Origin of the sequence: Variovorax sp. PBL-H6 (assembly GCF_901827155.1) — a bacterium.
GTDB lineage: Bacteria > Pseudomonadota > Gammaproteobacteria > Burkholderiales > Burkholderiaceae_C > Variovorax.
This window is the reverse complement of sequence record NZ_LR594659.1, coordinates 468,171-480,877: the sequence shown is the minus strand read 5'-3', so window position 1 is coordinate 480,877 and position 12,707 is coordinate 468,171. Positions and strand designations below refer to the sequence as shown.

Genomic DNA, 12,707 nt, shown 5'->3' with positions numbered 1-12,707 from the left:
TCGGTTCCATCAACAACGAAGGAGACAAGCGCATGACCAAGGACATCCAGAGACGCCAGGTGCTCGCCGCGATCGGGGCGCTCGCCGCCACCGGTCCGCTGCTGGCAACGCCGGCACTGGCGCAGGGCACGCCTATCCGCGTCGGCTACCAGAACACCTCGTGGGGCGCGATCGCGATGATCGCGGCGGCGGAGAAGACCTTCGAAGCGGCGGGCGCCAACGTGCAGCTGCTGCAGTTCGCGGACGGCAAGAGCACGCGCGATGCGATGGTGTCCGGCCGGGTGGATGTCGGCGTGCTGGGCGCCACGCCCTTCATCGTGGGCGCGGCCAAGAGCGACATGCTGGCACTGGCCGCCTGCATGTACGCCGGGCGCACGAACGCGGTGGTGGCGGCCAAGGACAGCGGCATCAAGACCATCGCCGACCTGAAGGGCAAGCGCGTCGCGTCGCAGCTCGGCTCCGCCACCGACAGCGTGTTCCAGAACAAGATCCTGGCGAAGTACGGCCTCGGCAAGGCCGACGTGCAGGGCGTCAACGTGTCGTTCCAGAACCAGGTGGCCTCGCTGGTCAGCAAGTCGGTGGATGCCTTCGCGGGCGTCGAGCCGTTCCCGTCGATCGCCGAGGTGGAGGGCATCGGCACGGTGCTGGTCGACTACGCTGACTTCGACATGCAGCCGGTCTTCCTCTCGGCCAACCGCGCGGTGGTGGACAAGCGGCAGCCCGAACTCGTCAAGTTCATGCGCGGCTGGCTGGCCGCGGCCAGGATCCTCGAGAAGGACCCGAAACGCGCCACGCAGATCGTCTTCAACCATTTCAAGTCGCAAGGCATGGATATCAAGGAGCCGGTGGTGGCCCGGATGCTGTCGAAGGTCGACGCCGACGCGAGCTATCGCCCCAACCTGGTCCAGTACCTCGACGAGAGCGCGGCCGACCTGGTGAAGCAGAAGCAGATCGACGCCGCGCCCGACTGGAAACGGGTGCTCGAAACCCGCACCGCCGCTGAAGCGGCCCGGGCATGAGCGCGGTGGGTGCCCCGCCCGCCGCGACCCTTCCGCCGCGGCGCCGCGCCACGACGCCCGCCCTGCCGCTGCGGACCTGGGCGGCGTCGATCGCGCTCTTCGTGCTGGCCGCCGTGGCCTGGGAGGCGGTCGCGCGCGCGGGCATCTTCCCGGCCAAGCTGTTCCCGACGCTGGAGGCCATCGGCAGCGCGCTGGTCCGCATCACCGCGAACGGCACGCTGCTGGCCTCGGTCGTCGCGACCCTGTACCGGCTCGCGATGGGCTTTCTGCTCGCGGCGGCGGTGGGCGTGACGCTCGGCCTGCTGATGGGCCGTCACCCCTGGGCCGAAGACCTGCTGCTGCCGGTGGTGAGCTTCATGTATCCGATTCCCGGCATCGCCTACGCACCGCTCTTCGTGCTGTGGTTCGGCCTCGGCGACGTGCCGGCGATCCTGCTGGTCGGCGTCGCATCGTGCTTCACGGTCATCATCAACACCTGGCGCGGCGTCAAGGGCGTGAAGCCGATCTGGGTACGCTCGGCCACCGTGATGGGCGCCGGCGACGCGGCGATGTTCCTGAAGGTGGTGCTGCCCGCCGCGCTGCCCTCGGTGCTGTCGGGTCTGCGCCTCGGGCTGGCCGGCGCATGGCGCATCCTGATCGCGGTGGAGATGCTGATGTCGGTCGATCGGGGCCTCGGGTGGCTGATCTTCGGCTCGCAGCAGTTCCTCAACACCGACGTGATGCTCGCCACCATCGCGGTGATCGGCGTGATCGGGGTGCTGCTCGAAAAGCAGCTGTTCGAACGGCTCGAACGGCGCACCGTGGTGCGCTGGGGAATGATCAAGGCTTGAACGAAACATGAACTCCACTCTCTCGGCCGGCGGCAGCCAGGGCATGGGCCGGCTGCTGCGCCGCGTCACAGGCGCGGTGGTCCTGCTGTGCGCCTGGGAATACTTCGCGCGCAGCGGCATGTACTCCCCGGCGATCACGCCGCCGCTGGCGGCCATCCTCCAATCGCTCGGCGCTTCGCTGGCGGACGGCAGCCTGGCCAGGCACACCGGCGCCACGCTGCTGCGCGTGTTCGTGGGCATGGGCATCGCCACCGCCGTGGCGGTGCCGATGGCGGTGCTGATGGGCCGCTACCCCGGCTGGGAGAACCTGCTGCGCGCGCCGCTCAACGTGCTGCTGCCGATCCCGTCGCTGGCGTGGGTGCCGCTGGTGGTGCTCTGGTTCGGCATCGGCAACACGGCGACCGTGGCGGTGGTGGTGTACGCCGCGCTCTTCCCGCTGCTGTTCAACGTGTGGATGGGCGTGCGGGCCGTCAACCCCTTGTGGCTGCGCGCCGCGACCGTGATGAACGCCGGTCCCGTCGCGCTGCTCGTCAAGGTCGTCATGCCGGGCACGCTGCCTTACCTGATCACCGGCCTGCGCCTGTCCTTCGGCCGCGCGTGGATCGCGGTGATCGGCGGCGAGCTGCTGGCCAGTCCGGAATGGGGATTGGGCAAGGTGATCTTCGATGCCAAGGAATTCCTCAATGCCAGCGTGATGCTCGCGGCACTGCTGCTGATCGGCATCCTGGGCGTGCTGTTCGAGCGATTCGTCTTCCAGCGGCTGGAAGCGGCGACCATCGAGCGTTGGGGCATGGGCGCCAGGCGCGAATGACGAGAGAGGACGAACAGGTGACCGATCGATTGAAGGACGCGCTGGCCGGCGTGGTCGGGCCGCGCAACGTGCTGACCGCGCCGGACGAGCAGGTGCCTTTCGTCACCGACTGGCGCGGCGCCTATTCGGGCCGTGCGCTGGCGGTGGTGCGGCCCGGATCGACCGATGAAGTCTCGCGCGTCGTCGGGCTCTGCGCAGAGGCGGGCGTGGCGGTCGTGCCGCAGGGCGGCAATACCGGCATGTGCGGCGGTGCCGTGCCGGACGAGAGCGGGCAAGCGGTGGTGCTCTCGCTGTCGCGCATGAACCGTGTGCTGTCGGTCGATCCGCTGAACCTCACCATGACGCTGCAGGCGGGCTGCGTGCTGCAGGTGGCGCAGCAGGCGGCGCTGGAGGCCGGCCGCCTGTTCCCGTTGAGCCTGGCCGCGCAGGGCAGCTGCCAGATCGGCGGCAATATCTCGACCAACGCCGGCGGCATCAACGTGCTGCGCTACGGCAACACGCGCGACCTGGTGCTCGGCCTCGAGGTCGTGCTGCCGGACGGCCGCGTGTGGGACGGACTGCGCGGCCTGCGCAAGGACAACCGGGGCTACGACCTCAAGCACCTTTTCATCGGCGCCGAGGGAACGCTCGGCATCGTGACGCGCGCCGTGCTCAAGCTGCATCCGGCGGCGCCGAGCAGCGCGACGGCATTCGTCGGCGTTGCCGATCCCGCCGCCGCGGTGCGCCTGCTCGCCCGCTTGCAGGGGGCCTGCGGCACGCACCTGAGCGCGTTCGAGCTGATCGGCCGCAAGTGCCTGGACCTGGTGGTGCGGCATCGCGGCGAACGCGACCCCTTCGAGCAGCGGCACGCCTGGTACGTGCTGATGCAGCTGGCGGGCGGCGGCGAGGAGGCGACACTGCGCGAGGGCCTGGAGCAGGTCCTGGCGGACGCGCTGGCCGCCGGCGACGCGGACGACGCGATCGTGGCGGGCACGATGGCGCAGGCCGACGGCCTGTGGCGGCTGCGCGAGACGATCCCCGAGGCCACGGTCGCAAACGGACCGGCGTTCCGTTCCGACATCGCGGTCGCGACCGCGGACGTGCCGGCGTTCATCGAGGCCGCTGCCGAGGAACTGGCGGCGCGGCATCCGGGCGCCGAGATGCTCTGCTTCGGCCACCTGGGAGACGGCAACCTGCACTTCAACGCGACCTCGCCGCCCGATGGAGCCGACTGGCCGCGCGGCGTCTCGGAAGCGGTCTACCCGGTGGTGGAGCGCTTCAACGGAAGCTTCAGCGCCGAGCATGGCGTCGGGCAGGCCAAGCGTGCCGAGCTGGTGCGCTACAAGAGCGCGATCGAGATCGAGCTGATGCGCACGATCAAGCAGGCACTGGACCCGCGGGGGCTGATGAACCCGGGCAAGGTGCTATGACGCGGCCATCCGGCGCGGGCGGGTCTGCCGGCCAGGCCGATGCAGCGCCGTGACAGGCCCCGACGGAGCCGACGATGGAGCTGAGGCACCTGCGTTACTTCGTCAGCGTGGTGAAGCTCGGCAGCTTCACGCGCGCCGCCGACGAGTTGTGCATCACGCAGCCCACGCTGTCGCACCAGATCCGCCAACTCGAGGACGAGCTGGGATGCGAGGTGTTCGAGCGCGGTGCCCGCAGCGTGCGGCTGACTGGCGCCGGCGAGATCTTCACCGCCTATGCCGGCCGCGCGCTGCGCGAGGCCGAGGACGGCAAGGCCGCGGTGCGCGCCTTCCAGGGGCTGCGCGAGGGACGGCTGGCCTTCGGGGTGGTCTCGTCGTTCACCAACACGCTTCTCCCGCCGGTGCTCTCGCGCTTCCAGGCCGAGTACCCCGGCATCGAGCTGAACGTGCTGGAGCTGCCCACGGCCGAACTGGAGCGCCAGGTGCGCGATGGCGAACTTTCCTTCGGGGTGGCCTACGGGCCCGCGCACAGCGAGCTGGTGGCACTGGAGGAAATGTTCGAGGAAGAGCTGGCGCTGATCGTCGTCCGGGAGCATCCGCTCGCCGGGCGGAAGTCGATCGGCCTCGGCGAACTCGGCGAGGTGCCGCTCGCGCTGCTGCCGCGCAGCTTCGTCTCGCGCAAGTTGGTCGATGCGGCCTTCGCGGAGGCGTCCTGCCGCCCGATGGTGAAGCTCGAACTCAACTCGATCGACGCGTTGTTGCAGATGGCGGCGAAGACCCGCCTCGGCACCATCCTCGCGACGCGCATGGCCAGCCGCACCGGGCCGCTGGTGGCCGTGCCGATCCGCCCTGTGTTGCGGCGCATCGCCTGCATCTTCACGCGGCGCGGGACCGGCCTGCCACCTGCCGCGAAGGTCATCCTCGAGATGGTGCGCACCGCGAACCGAAGCGGCGCGGGTGCGCAGCGGCCCGAGTCGCTCAAGCAATGACCGGCGCGACGGCCCGCGCCATCGACATGCACTTCACTCACGAAAGGCCAGGCACATGATCGAGCTGGGCATCATCGGACTCGGCAAATGGGCGGGCGTGCTGGCCCGCGCGGCGGCAAGCTCGGACAAGCTCCGGATCACGCGCGGCTTCAGCCGGTCGGCCGGAACCCGGGCGAGCTTTGCGAGCGACTTCGGCATCGACTGCCCGGACCGGGTGGAGGATCTGCTCGCAGACCCGGCGCTGCAAGGGATCATCCTCACGGTGCCGAACGAGCTGCACCTGGAATACGCGCTGCGCTGCGCGGAGGCCGGCAAGCACGTCTACATCGAGAAGCCGATCACGCAGCGGCTGGACGAGGCGCTGTCCCTGCGCACGGCCTGCGAGGCGGCGGGCGTGCGCGTCTTCGTCGGCCATTGCGCCAAGCTGCTGGCGGGCGTGCAGGCGATCCGGCAGCACATCGATGCGGGCGAGCTGGGCGACCTCTGCCTGCTCGAGGGCCACTTCTTCAATCCGCGCGCCCTTTCCCTCACGCGCGAGGACTGGCGCTGGTACCAGGACAAGGCGCCCGGCGGTCCGCTGAGCCAGATCGCGATCCACCAGCTGGACGTGCAGCGCTTCCTGGGCGGTCCGGTGGCCAGCGTCGGCGCGACCTCCGCCCGCAGATCGCCGGCGCGGCCGGAGGTGGAAGACCAGTGGCTGCTGTCGCTGGTGTTCGAGAGCGGTGCCCTGGGCAGCATCGGCAGCTCGTGGACCGCCGCGGGCGTGTTCGACATTCGCGTGGTGGGCACGCGCGCCACCATGCACTACCGCATCGACCAGACCCTGTGGCCGACGGCCGGGCGGCTGCACGAGTCCGCCACGCTGACGCTGCAGCGCCAGGGTCAGGCCTTCCACCAGGCGGAGCGCCTTCCGGTGGCCGCGGGCGACATGTTCCAGGACGAACTCGAGCGATTCGCAGAGGCGATCGGAGGCAGGCCCCAGCCGGATTTCGATGCGGACTACGGCATCGAGATCCTCGGCATGGTCGAGGCCGCGCGTCATTCCGACCGGCACCAGGGCGCGCGGGTCGACCTGCGCGAGTTCGTCCGCCAGGGCCTGGCGAAGGGCGCACCCATAGACAGGAACATTGGCTCGCATACATGAAGATCATTTGATCAATGGCCGGCTGCGCGGCACATTGGAAGCTCCCAAAAAAACAAGCAGGAGACAAGCACCCATGCATGCATCGATAAGGCGCCTCGCCATGGCGCTGCTGTTGCCGCTTCTGGCCGCGCCGGCGGCGTTGCAGGCGCAGGACAACACACGCACCATCCGGCTCGTGGTGCCGTTCACTGCCGGCGGCGGCGCCGATTTCATGGGCCGGGAGATCGGTCGAACGATGGGCCAGATCCTTGGCCAGACGGTGGTGATCGACAACAAGGCCGGCGCCTCGGGCATCGTCGGATCGCGCGAGGTGGCCGGCGCCCGGCCGGACGGCCAGACGCTGCTGCTGGGAACCACCGGCACCCACGCCACCAACTTCGCCACCATCGAAGGCCTGGCCTACCACCCGTTGAACGACTTCGAGACGGTGGCGATCTTCGGCAACGCGCCCTTCCTGTTGTGCCTGAACCCCGCGATCCCGGCCACCAGCCTGGGCGAGCTGACCGCGCTCGCCAAGGCGCAGCCCGGCAAGCTGACGCACGGCTCCTCGGGCCTGGGCAGTTCCACCCACTTGGGGTTCGAGGCGCTCAAGAGCAGGCTGGGCATCGAGATCCAGCATGTGCCGTACAAGGGCCTGCCGAATGCGATGGTCGACGTGATGGGCGGCCAGATCTCCATGACCATGGACTCGATCCCCAGCGTGGCACCGCACGCCAAGAGCGGCCGGGTGCGCTGCATCGCCACCGGCGGCACCAGCCGGACGCCGGTGTTTCCCGAGTTGCCGACGCTGGCCGAGGCCGGCGTGCCCGGGCTGGAGATCGGATCGTGGTACGGCCTCTTCGCTCCGAAAGGCACGCCGCCCGCGGTGGTCGAACGCTTGTCGCGCGCGGTGCGCGAGGCGCTGGCGCGGGACGACATGCGCACCTCGCTCGATCGCGTCGGCGCGGTCGCGATGCCGCTGAATCCGGCGCAAGCGCGCAGCTACCTCGAACAGGACATCGCGCGCTGGGTGAAGGTCGCCAAGGACCTCAACATCCGGATACAGCCATGAGCCAGGACCTGAGGCTTCCCCTCGGCGCACGGGCGCCGCGCATTCGCCGCGCGGACGCGATGGCGGTGTCGATCCCGCTGCGCAAGCCGATGCGGATGGCCGGCGTGCGCCTGACGCACGCCGAGAACCTGCTGGTGCGCATCGAGGCCGAGGACGGCAGCGTGGGCTGGGGCGAGGCCGCGTCGGCCCCGACCATGACCGGCGACCTGCAGGGCAGCATGCTCACTGCGGCGACCCAGGTGTTCTGCCCGCTGCTCGGCGGCCAGAATCCGCTCGACCGCGTCGGCCTGATGACGCGGGTGGACCGCGCGATGCTGCGCAATACCGGCGCCAAGTGCGCGGTCGAGGAAGCGCTGCTCGACCTGTGCGGCCGGCTCCTGAAGGTGCCCGTCTACGAGCTTCTCGGCGGCGCCCGGCGCGACGTGGTGCGCCCCATGCACCTGCTGGGCAACGACAGCGTGGAAGACGACGTGGACGAGGCCAAGGCCCGGCGCGCCGACGGTGTCGACTTCTTCAAGATCAAGGTCGGCGTCAAGCCGCTTTCGGAGGAAGTGCGCAGCACGCGGCTGCTGCGCGAGGCGCTCGGCTGGGATGTCGTGTTGTGCGCCGACGGCAACATGGGGCTGGATGCGCAGGACGTGCTGGACTATTGCGCCCAGGTCGCGGACCAGAAGCTGCTGTTCCTGGAGCAACCGCTGCGCAGCGACGACCTGCGCGGCATGGCGCGGCTGGCCGCGCGCGTGTCGATCCCGATGTGCGCCGACGAATCGGTCGGCTCGGCCGCCGATGTCATGGCGCTGGCCGAGGCGCAGGCGGTGGCGGGCGTGAACCTGAAGACCATCAAGTTCGGCGGACTGTCGGCGGTGGTCCACGCCTCCCACTTGTGCGAGCAGCTCGGGCTGCACATCAACCTGGCCTGCAAGGTGGGCGAATCCAGCATCGGCTGCGCCGGCCTCGCGCAGCTCGGCGCGGTCATGTGCAACCTCGACTGGGGCATCAACCTGACCAACCACTACCTGGCCGACGACCTGGTCGTCACGCCCCTGCTGCCCACCGGCGGCGCGCTGGCGATTCCGTCGGGGCCGGGGCTGGGCATCGAGGTCGACGAGGCCAAGATCGATCGCTATCGTGTGCGCTGAGAACAAGGAGACTTTCAGATGAAGATCATTGCCCTGCCGAACGCGCTGGGGGCCGAGGTGGTCGGCCTGGACCTGACCCGCGAGATCCCCGAGGCCGATTTCCAGATGCTCTACCAGGCCTACCTCGACCACCTGCTGCTGCTGGTTCGCGGCCAGAAGATCGGCGACGACGACCTGCTGCGGCTGGCCTCGCGCTTCGGCGAGCTGATGCTGCCGCCCGCCGCGCACGAACGCTCGGGCCACCAGGTGAGCGATGCGCCGCCGGCCATTACCGTGGTCTCCAACGTCAAGGTCAACGGGCTGCCGATCGGCGAGCTTGGCGATGGCGAGGTGGTCTGGCACAGCGACTACTCGTTCAAGGAAGTCGTCGGCGGCATGCGCGTGCTGCACGGCGTGAAGATCCCGCCCGCCGAGGCCGGCGGCACGACCTGGTTCGCCAACATGTACGCGGCGTTCGACACCTTGCCGCCGGACCTGCGACAGGTCGCGCTGCAGCGGGCAATCAGGCACGACACCGCCTACGACACCAACCGCAACCTGCGCATGGGCGCGAAGCCGGGAGAGAGCAGCGGCCCGGTCCATCCGATCGTGAACACCCATTCCGAAACCGGGGCGAACTCGCTGTTCCTCGGGCGGCGGCTGGCGCACGCCATCGACGGCCTGCCCGCCGGCGAGTCCGACCGGCTGCTCGATGCGATGTGGCAGCACGCCACCCAGGATCGCTTCACCTACGAGCACCATTGGCGGCAGGGCGACGTGGTGCTCTGGGACAACCGCTGCACGCTGCACCGGCGCGGCCCGTTCGACGCGCGCCAGGAGCGCATCCTGCATGCCGCGCAGGTCAAGGGCGACCGGCCGCTTCGCGCGCCCGACGCCCACAGCCGGCCGCCGCACCCGCGCGCGCGCGCCGTCGTCGAGGCGCAGCCTGCATGAGCGACGCCGTTCAGGCCAAGCCCTCCGGCGAGATCTCGCTGTCGGGCCTGCGGCTGTGGGGGCGCGAGGCGGCGTTCAACGTGCAGAAGGTGCTGTGGTGCCTGGACGAACTCGGCATCGACGACTTCGAGCGCATCGACGCCGGCCAGCACCACGGGCGCAACAAGGAGCCGGCGTTTCTCGCCATGAATCCGAACGGCCGCATCCCGGTGCTGCAGGCCGGCGACTTCGCGCTCTGGGAATCGCACGCGATCATCCGCTTCCTTTGCGCGCAACACGGCCAGGGTGCGCTCGGTGCGGCCGACATCCGCGCCTGGGCGATCGCGGACCAATGGATGGACTGGGCTGCGACCACCCTCTACTACCCGACCTTTCGCACCTACTACATCTATCGCGCCCGCACGCCGAAGGCCGACCAGGACGACGCGCTGGTGCAGCGCATGACGCGCGAGGTGCACGACATCCTGCGCATCGCCGAACAGCAGCTGACCCGCACGCCCTACATCGCCGGGGAGGCCCTCACCATGGCGGATTTCGCCTTCGGCGTGATGGTCGACAAGTGGGCGCGGCTCGACGACACGGGCGAACGCTTTCCGGCGCTATTGCGCTATCACGGCCGGCTGGCCGGGCGGCGGGCCTTCGAGCGGCGCGTGGCACGGTTCGCGCCCGACGCAGTCTGAGATCCACCAGGAGACAAATGCAATGACCGATCCAACCTTCCACCGGCGCCGCATCGTGCAGATGCTGGCCGCACTCGGCGCCCTGCCGTCCCTGGCCATGGCCCAGGGCGGCTGGCCGAGCAGGCCCATCAAGGTCGTGGTGCCCTTCCCGGCGGGCGGCGCGCTCGACACGGTGGCGCGCGCGCTCTCGGAGCCGATGCAGCAACGCCTCGGTCAAAGCATGGTGATCGACAACAAGCCCGGCGCCGGCGCGCGGCTGGGCACCGAGGTCGCCGCCAAATCGCCCGGCGACGGCTACACGCTGCTGGTCGCGACGCCGTCGTCGACCTCGGTGGCGCTCGCGCTGGTGCCGGGCCTGACCTACGACCCGATGAAGGACCTGGTCCCGATCGCGAACCTTGCCGAGATCATCAACGTCATCGTCGTGCCCGCGCCGCGGCCCTACCGCAACGTCGCCGAGTTCGTCACGTGGGCCCGGCAGCAGAACCGGCCGATCACTTTCGGCACCTCGGGCGTCGGCTCGGCGGACCACCTGGGCGGCGAGATGTTCAAGCTCAAGACCGGGCTGCCGATGGAACACGTTCCCTACAAGGGCGGCGGCCTCGCGATGGCCGACCTCGCGACCGAGCGCCTGGACGTCGCCTTCGCCACGCAGGCCGCGGCCGGCCCGATGCTGGCCAGCGGCAAGGTGCGCGCTATCGCGGTCACCACGCCGACCCGCAGCAAGCTGCTGCCCGACCTCCCGGCCGTGAGCGAGACCGTGCCCGGCTTCGGCATGAGCAACTGGGCGGGCATGTTCCTGCCCAAGGGCACGCCGGACAGGATTCGGGACCGGCTGTTCAAGGAGTTCGCGGAAGTCGCGAACATGCCGGCGGTGCGCGAGACCATCGCCCGCGGCGGGATGGAGGTGAAGGTCAGCCAGTCGCCGCAGGAGTTCTCCCGGCAACTGCACGAAGAGACGCAGGTCTGGACCGCGCTGGTCAAGGCGCTGGACCTGAAGCCCGAATGAGCGAGCCCGCGGACGCAGTCGTCGGCGGGACGGTCGGCGTGGTCGGGCTCGGGCTCATGGGGCAGGCACTGGCGACGCGCCTCCTCGCGGCGGGCACCCGTACGGCGGGCTACGACATCGACCCGGCCAAGCGCAGCCGGCTGGCCGCGAATGGCGGGCAAGCCTGCGAGAGCCTGGCCGCGCTGTTCGACGTGGCCACGGACGTCGTGCTGTGCGTCTTCAATGCCGCGCAGGCGCGTGACGTGGCGCAGGCCTTGCCGCAGCGCGCGCCGGGCGAAGGCGGCGAATCGGCACGGCGCCTCACGGTGGTCTGCACCAGCACCTGCGATCCGGCCGACATGGCGGCGCTGGGCCGCGAGGTCGAGTCGCGCGGCCACGATTTCATCGAAATGCCCATCTCGGGATCGAGCCGACAGTTCGCGGACGGGCAGGCGGTCGGGCTGGTCGCCTGCCGCGAAGCCGTCAACGAAAGGCGCGGCGACCTCATGCGGGCGATCTGCCGGCAGCACCCCTACCTCGGCCCGGTCTTCGGCGACGCGAGCCGGGCCAAGTTGGCGATCAACCTCGTGCTGGGCGTCAACCGCGCCGCGCTGGCCGAAGGACTGGCATTCGCGGGCGCGCTGGGCCTCGACCCCGCGCGCTTTCTGGAGGTGCTGAAGGGTTCGGCCGCCTACTCGCAAGTGATGGACGTGAAGGGTCCGCTCATGTTGCACCGCCGCTTCGAGCCGCCGCAAAGCCGGGTCGACCAGAGCCACAAGGATTTCTCGCTGATCGTCGGCCTGGGCGAGCAGGTGGGCCTCGGCCTGCCCTTCGCCCGCCGCTACCGCGCGTTGATGGCCGAGTGCATCGATCGCGGCGAGGCCCACCTGGACAACGCCATCATCATCGGCGCCATCGAGCGCCAGATCCCTCCAACTGAAAAGGAAGCACAGTGAATCAATTCGAAGGACGGACGGCCATCGTCACCGGCGCGGCCACCGGCATCGGCGCCGCGACGGCCGCGACATTGGCGCGGGAAGGCGCCATCGTCTGCATCATGGACATGAACCGCGAAGGCGCCGAAGAGAGCGCGCGCGCCATCACCGAGGAAGGCGGACGCGCCGAGGTGCGCATCGTGGACCTGGGCAGCTGGGAGCAGACCCGCGATGCCATCGACGGGTTCGCCAAGGCGCACGGGCGACTGGACATCGTGGTTCATTCCGCCGGCGGCTTCCCCGCGTACGTCAGCCTCATCGACTGCCCGGTCGAGGCATGGGACCCGGTGGTCAATTCGAATCTGCGCTCGATGTTCTATCTGCTCAAGGCCGCCGCGCCGCACATGATGGAGCGCAACTTCGGACGCTTCGTCTCGCTGTCCAGCATGGCGGCGCGCAGCGGCGTGAACCCGAATCCGCCGCACTACACCGCCGCCAAGGGCGGCATGCTGGCACTGACCCGGCAGGCCGCGCGCGATCTCGGACCGCACGGGATCACCGTGAACGCCGTCGCGCCCGCGAATGTCGAGACGCCGCGAACACTGGGGATCCGCTCGGCCGAGCGGATCGCGCACATCCAGCGCACGACGCCGCTGGGAAGGCTCGCCCAGCCGCAGGAGATCGCGAACGCCGTCGTCTGGCTCGCCTCGCCGCAAGCCAGCTATGTCACGGGGATCACGATGGACGTGAACGGCGGCGCGACGATGATCTGAAACCGGCTG

At 69.8% G+C, this 12,707-nt stretch carries 13 protein-coding genes; all 13 read left to right on the top strand.

Features of this window, described 5'->3' with window-relative positions; genetic code table 11:
* Positions 1-32: 32 nt before the first annotated feature.
* On the top strand, positions 33-1,019 hold the full coding sequence (locus G3W89_RS02380) for an ABC transporter substrate-binding protein (protein ID WP_162572599.1): 987 nt from the start codon (positions 33-35) through the stop codon (positions 1,017-1,019).
* A complete protein-coding gene (locus G3W89_RS02375) occupies positions 1,016-1,849 on the top strand; it encodes an ABC transporter permease (RefSeq protein WP_162572598.1) in 834 nt (277 codons plus the stop codon). The genes G3W89_RS02380 and G3W89_RS02375 overlap by 4 nt, the downstream gene beginning before the upstream one ends.
* A gap of 7 nt (positions 1,850-1,856) precedes the next feature.
* Positions 1,857-2,660, top strand: a complete 804-nt coding sequence (locus G3W89_RS02370; protein WP_162572597.1) for an ABC transporter permease — start codon at positions 1,857-1,859, stop codon at positions 2,658-2,660.
* Complete coding sequence (locus G3W89_RS02365) at positions 2,657-4,069, top strand: FAD-binding oxidoreductase (RefSeq protein WP_162572596.1); 1,413 nt, start codon at positions 2,657-2,659, stop codon at positions 4,067-4,069. Before G3W89_RS02370 ends, G3W89_RS02365 begins: the two co-directional genes overlap by 4 nt.
* A gap of 74 nt (positions 4,070-4,143) precedes the next feature.
* Positions 4,144-5,055 carry a LysR substrate-binding domain-containing protein gene (locus G3W89_RS02360; protein ID WP_162572595.1) on the top strand — a complete coding sequence of 304 codons (912 nt, stop codon included), beginning with the start codon at positions 4,144-4,146 and terminating at the stop codon, positions 5,053-5,055.
* A 55-nt stretch (positions 5,056-5,110) separates the two neighbouring features.
* Entirely contained in the window at positions 5,111-6,199 is a 1,089-nt protein-coding gene (locus tag G3W89_RS02355; protein ID WP_162572594.1) for a Gfo/Idh/MocA family protein, read from the top strand.
* A gap of 73 nt (positions 6,200-6,272) precedes the next feature.
* Positions 6,273-7,250 carry a Bug family tripartite tricarboxylate transporter substrate binding protein gene (locus G3W89_RS02350; RefSeq protein WP_162572593.1) on the top strand — a complete coding sequence of 326 codons (978 nt, stop codon included), beginning with the start codon at positions 6,273-6,275 and terminating at the stop codon, positions 7,248-7,250.
* Positions 7,247-8,389, top strand: a complete 1,143-nt coding sequence (locus G3W89_RS02345) for a mandelate racemase/muconate lactonizing enzyme family protein (RefSeq protein WP_162572592.1) — start codon at positions 7,247-7,249, stop codon at positions 8,387-8,389. The genes G3W89_RS02350 and G3W89_RS02345 overlap by 4 nt, the downstream gene beginning before the upstream one ends.
* An 18-nt stretch (positions 8,390-8,407) precedes the next feature.
* Positions 8,408-9,322 carry a TauD/TfdA dioxygenase family protein gene (locus tag G3W89_RS02340; RefSeq protein ID WP_162572591.1) on the top strand — a complete coding sequence of 305 codons (915 nt, stop codon included), beginning with the start codon at positions 8,408-8,410 and terminating at the stop codon, positions 9,320-9,322.
* A complete protein-coding gene (locus tag G3W89_RS02335; RefSeq protein ID WP_162572590.1) occupies positions 9,319-10,002 on the top strand; it encodes a glutathione S-transferase family protein in 684 nt (227 codons plus the stop codon). Before G3W89_RS02340 ends, G3W89_RS02335 begins: the two co-directional genes overlap by 4 nt.
* A gap of 22 nt (positions 10,003-10,024) precedes the next feature.
* Complete coding sequence (locus tag G3W89_RS02330) at positions 10,025-11,011, top strand: Bug family tripartite tricarboxylate transporter substrate binding protein (RefSeq protein WP_162572589.1); 987 nt, start codon at positions 10,025-10,027, stop codon at positions 11,009-11,011.
* Complete coding sequence (locus G3W89_RS02325; protein WP_162572588.1) at positions 11,008-11,946, top strand: NAD(P)-dependent oxidoreductase; 939 nt, start codon at positions 11,008-11,010, stop codon at positions 11,944-11,946. Before G3W89_RS02330 ends, G3W89_RS02325 begins: the two co-directional genes overlap by 4 nt.
* On the top strand, positions 11,943-12,698 hold the full coding sequence (locus G3W89_RS02320; protein ID WP_162572587.1) for an SDR family NAD(P)-dependent oxidoreductase: 756 nt from the start codon (positions 11,943-11,945) through the stop codon (positions 12,696-12,698). Before G3W89_RS02325 ends, G3W89_RS02320 begins: the two co-directional genes overlap by 4 nt.
* Positions 12,699-12,707: the final 9 nt, after the last annotated feature.

What these genes read in the sequence shown, in the direction of transcription:
- G3W89_RS02330 (WP_162572589.1), top strand. Translation starts at nt 10,025, where the DNA reads ATGACCGATCCAACCTTCCACCGGCGCCGCATCGTGCAGATGCTGGCC.
- G3W89_RS02370 (WP_162572597.1), top strand. Translation starts at nt 1,857, where the DNA reads ATGAACTCCACTCTCTCGGCCGGCGGCAGCCAGGGCATGGGCCGGCTG.
- G3W89_RS02380 (WP_162572599.1), top strand. Translation starts at nt 33, where the DNA reads ATGACCAAGGACATCCAGAGACGCCAGGTGCTCGCCGCGATCGGGGCG.
- G3W89_RS02340 (WP_162572591.1), top strand. Translation starts at nt 8,408, where the DNA reads ATGAAGATCATTGCCCTGCCGAACGCGCTGGGGGCCGAGGTGGTCGGC.
- G3W89_RS02335 (WP_162572590.1), top strand. Translation starts at nt 9,319, where the DNA reads ATGAGCGACGCCGTTCAGGCCAAGCCCTCCGGCGAGATCTCGCTGTCG.
- G3W89_RS02365 (WP_162572596.1), top strand. Translation starts at nt 2,657, where the DNA reads ATGACGAGAGAGGACGAACAGGTGACCGATCGATTGAAGGACGCGCTG.
- G3W89_RS02375 (WP_162572598.1), top strand. Translation starts at nt 1,016, where the DNA reads ATGAGCGCGGTGGGTGCCCCGCCCGCCGCGACCCTTCCGCCGCGGCGC.
- G3W89_RS02360 (WP_162572595.1), top strand. Translation starts at nt 4,144, where the DNA reads ATGGAGCTGAGGCACCTGCGTTACTTCGTCAGCGTGGTGAAGCTCGGC.
- G3W89_RS02345 (WP_162572592.1), top strand. Translation starts at nt 7,247, where the DNA reads ATGAGCCAGGACCTGAGGCTTCCCCTCGGCGCACGGGCGCCGCGCATT.
- G3W89_RS02355 (WP_162572594.1), top strand. Translation starts at nt 5,111, where the DNA reads ATGATCGAGCTGGGCATCATCGGACTCGGCAAATGGGCGGGCGTGCTG.
- G3W89_RS02350 (WP_162572593.1), top strand. Translation starts at nt 6,273, where the DNA reads ATGCATGCATCGATAAGGCGCCTCGCCATGGCGCTGCTGTTGCCGCTT.
- G3W89_RS02325 (WP_162572588.1), top strand. Translation starts at nt 11,008, where the DNA reads ATGAGCGAGCCCGCGGACGCAGTCGTCGGCGGGACGGTCGGCGTGGTC.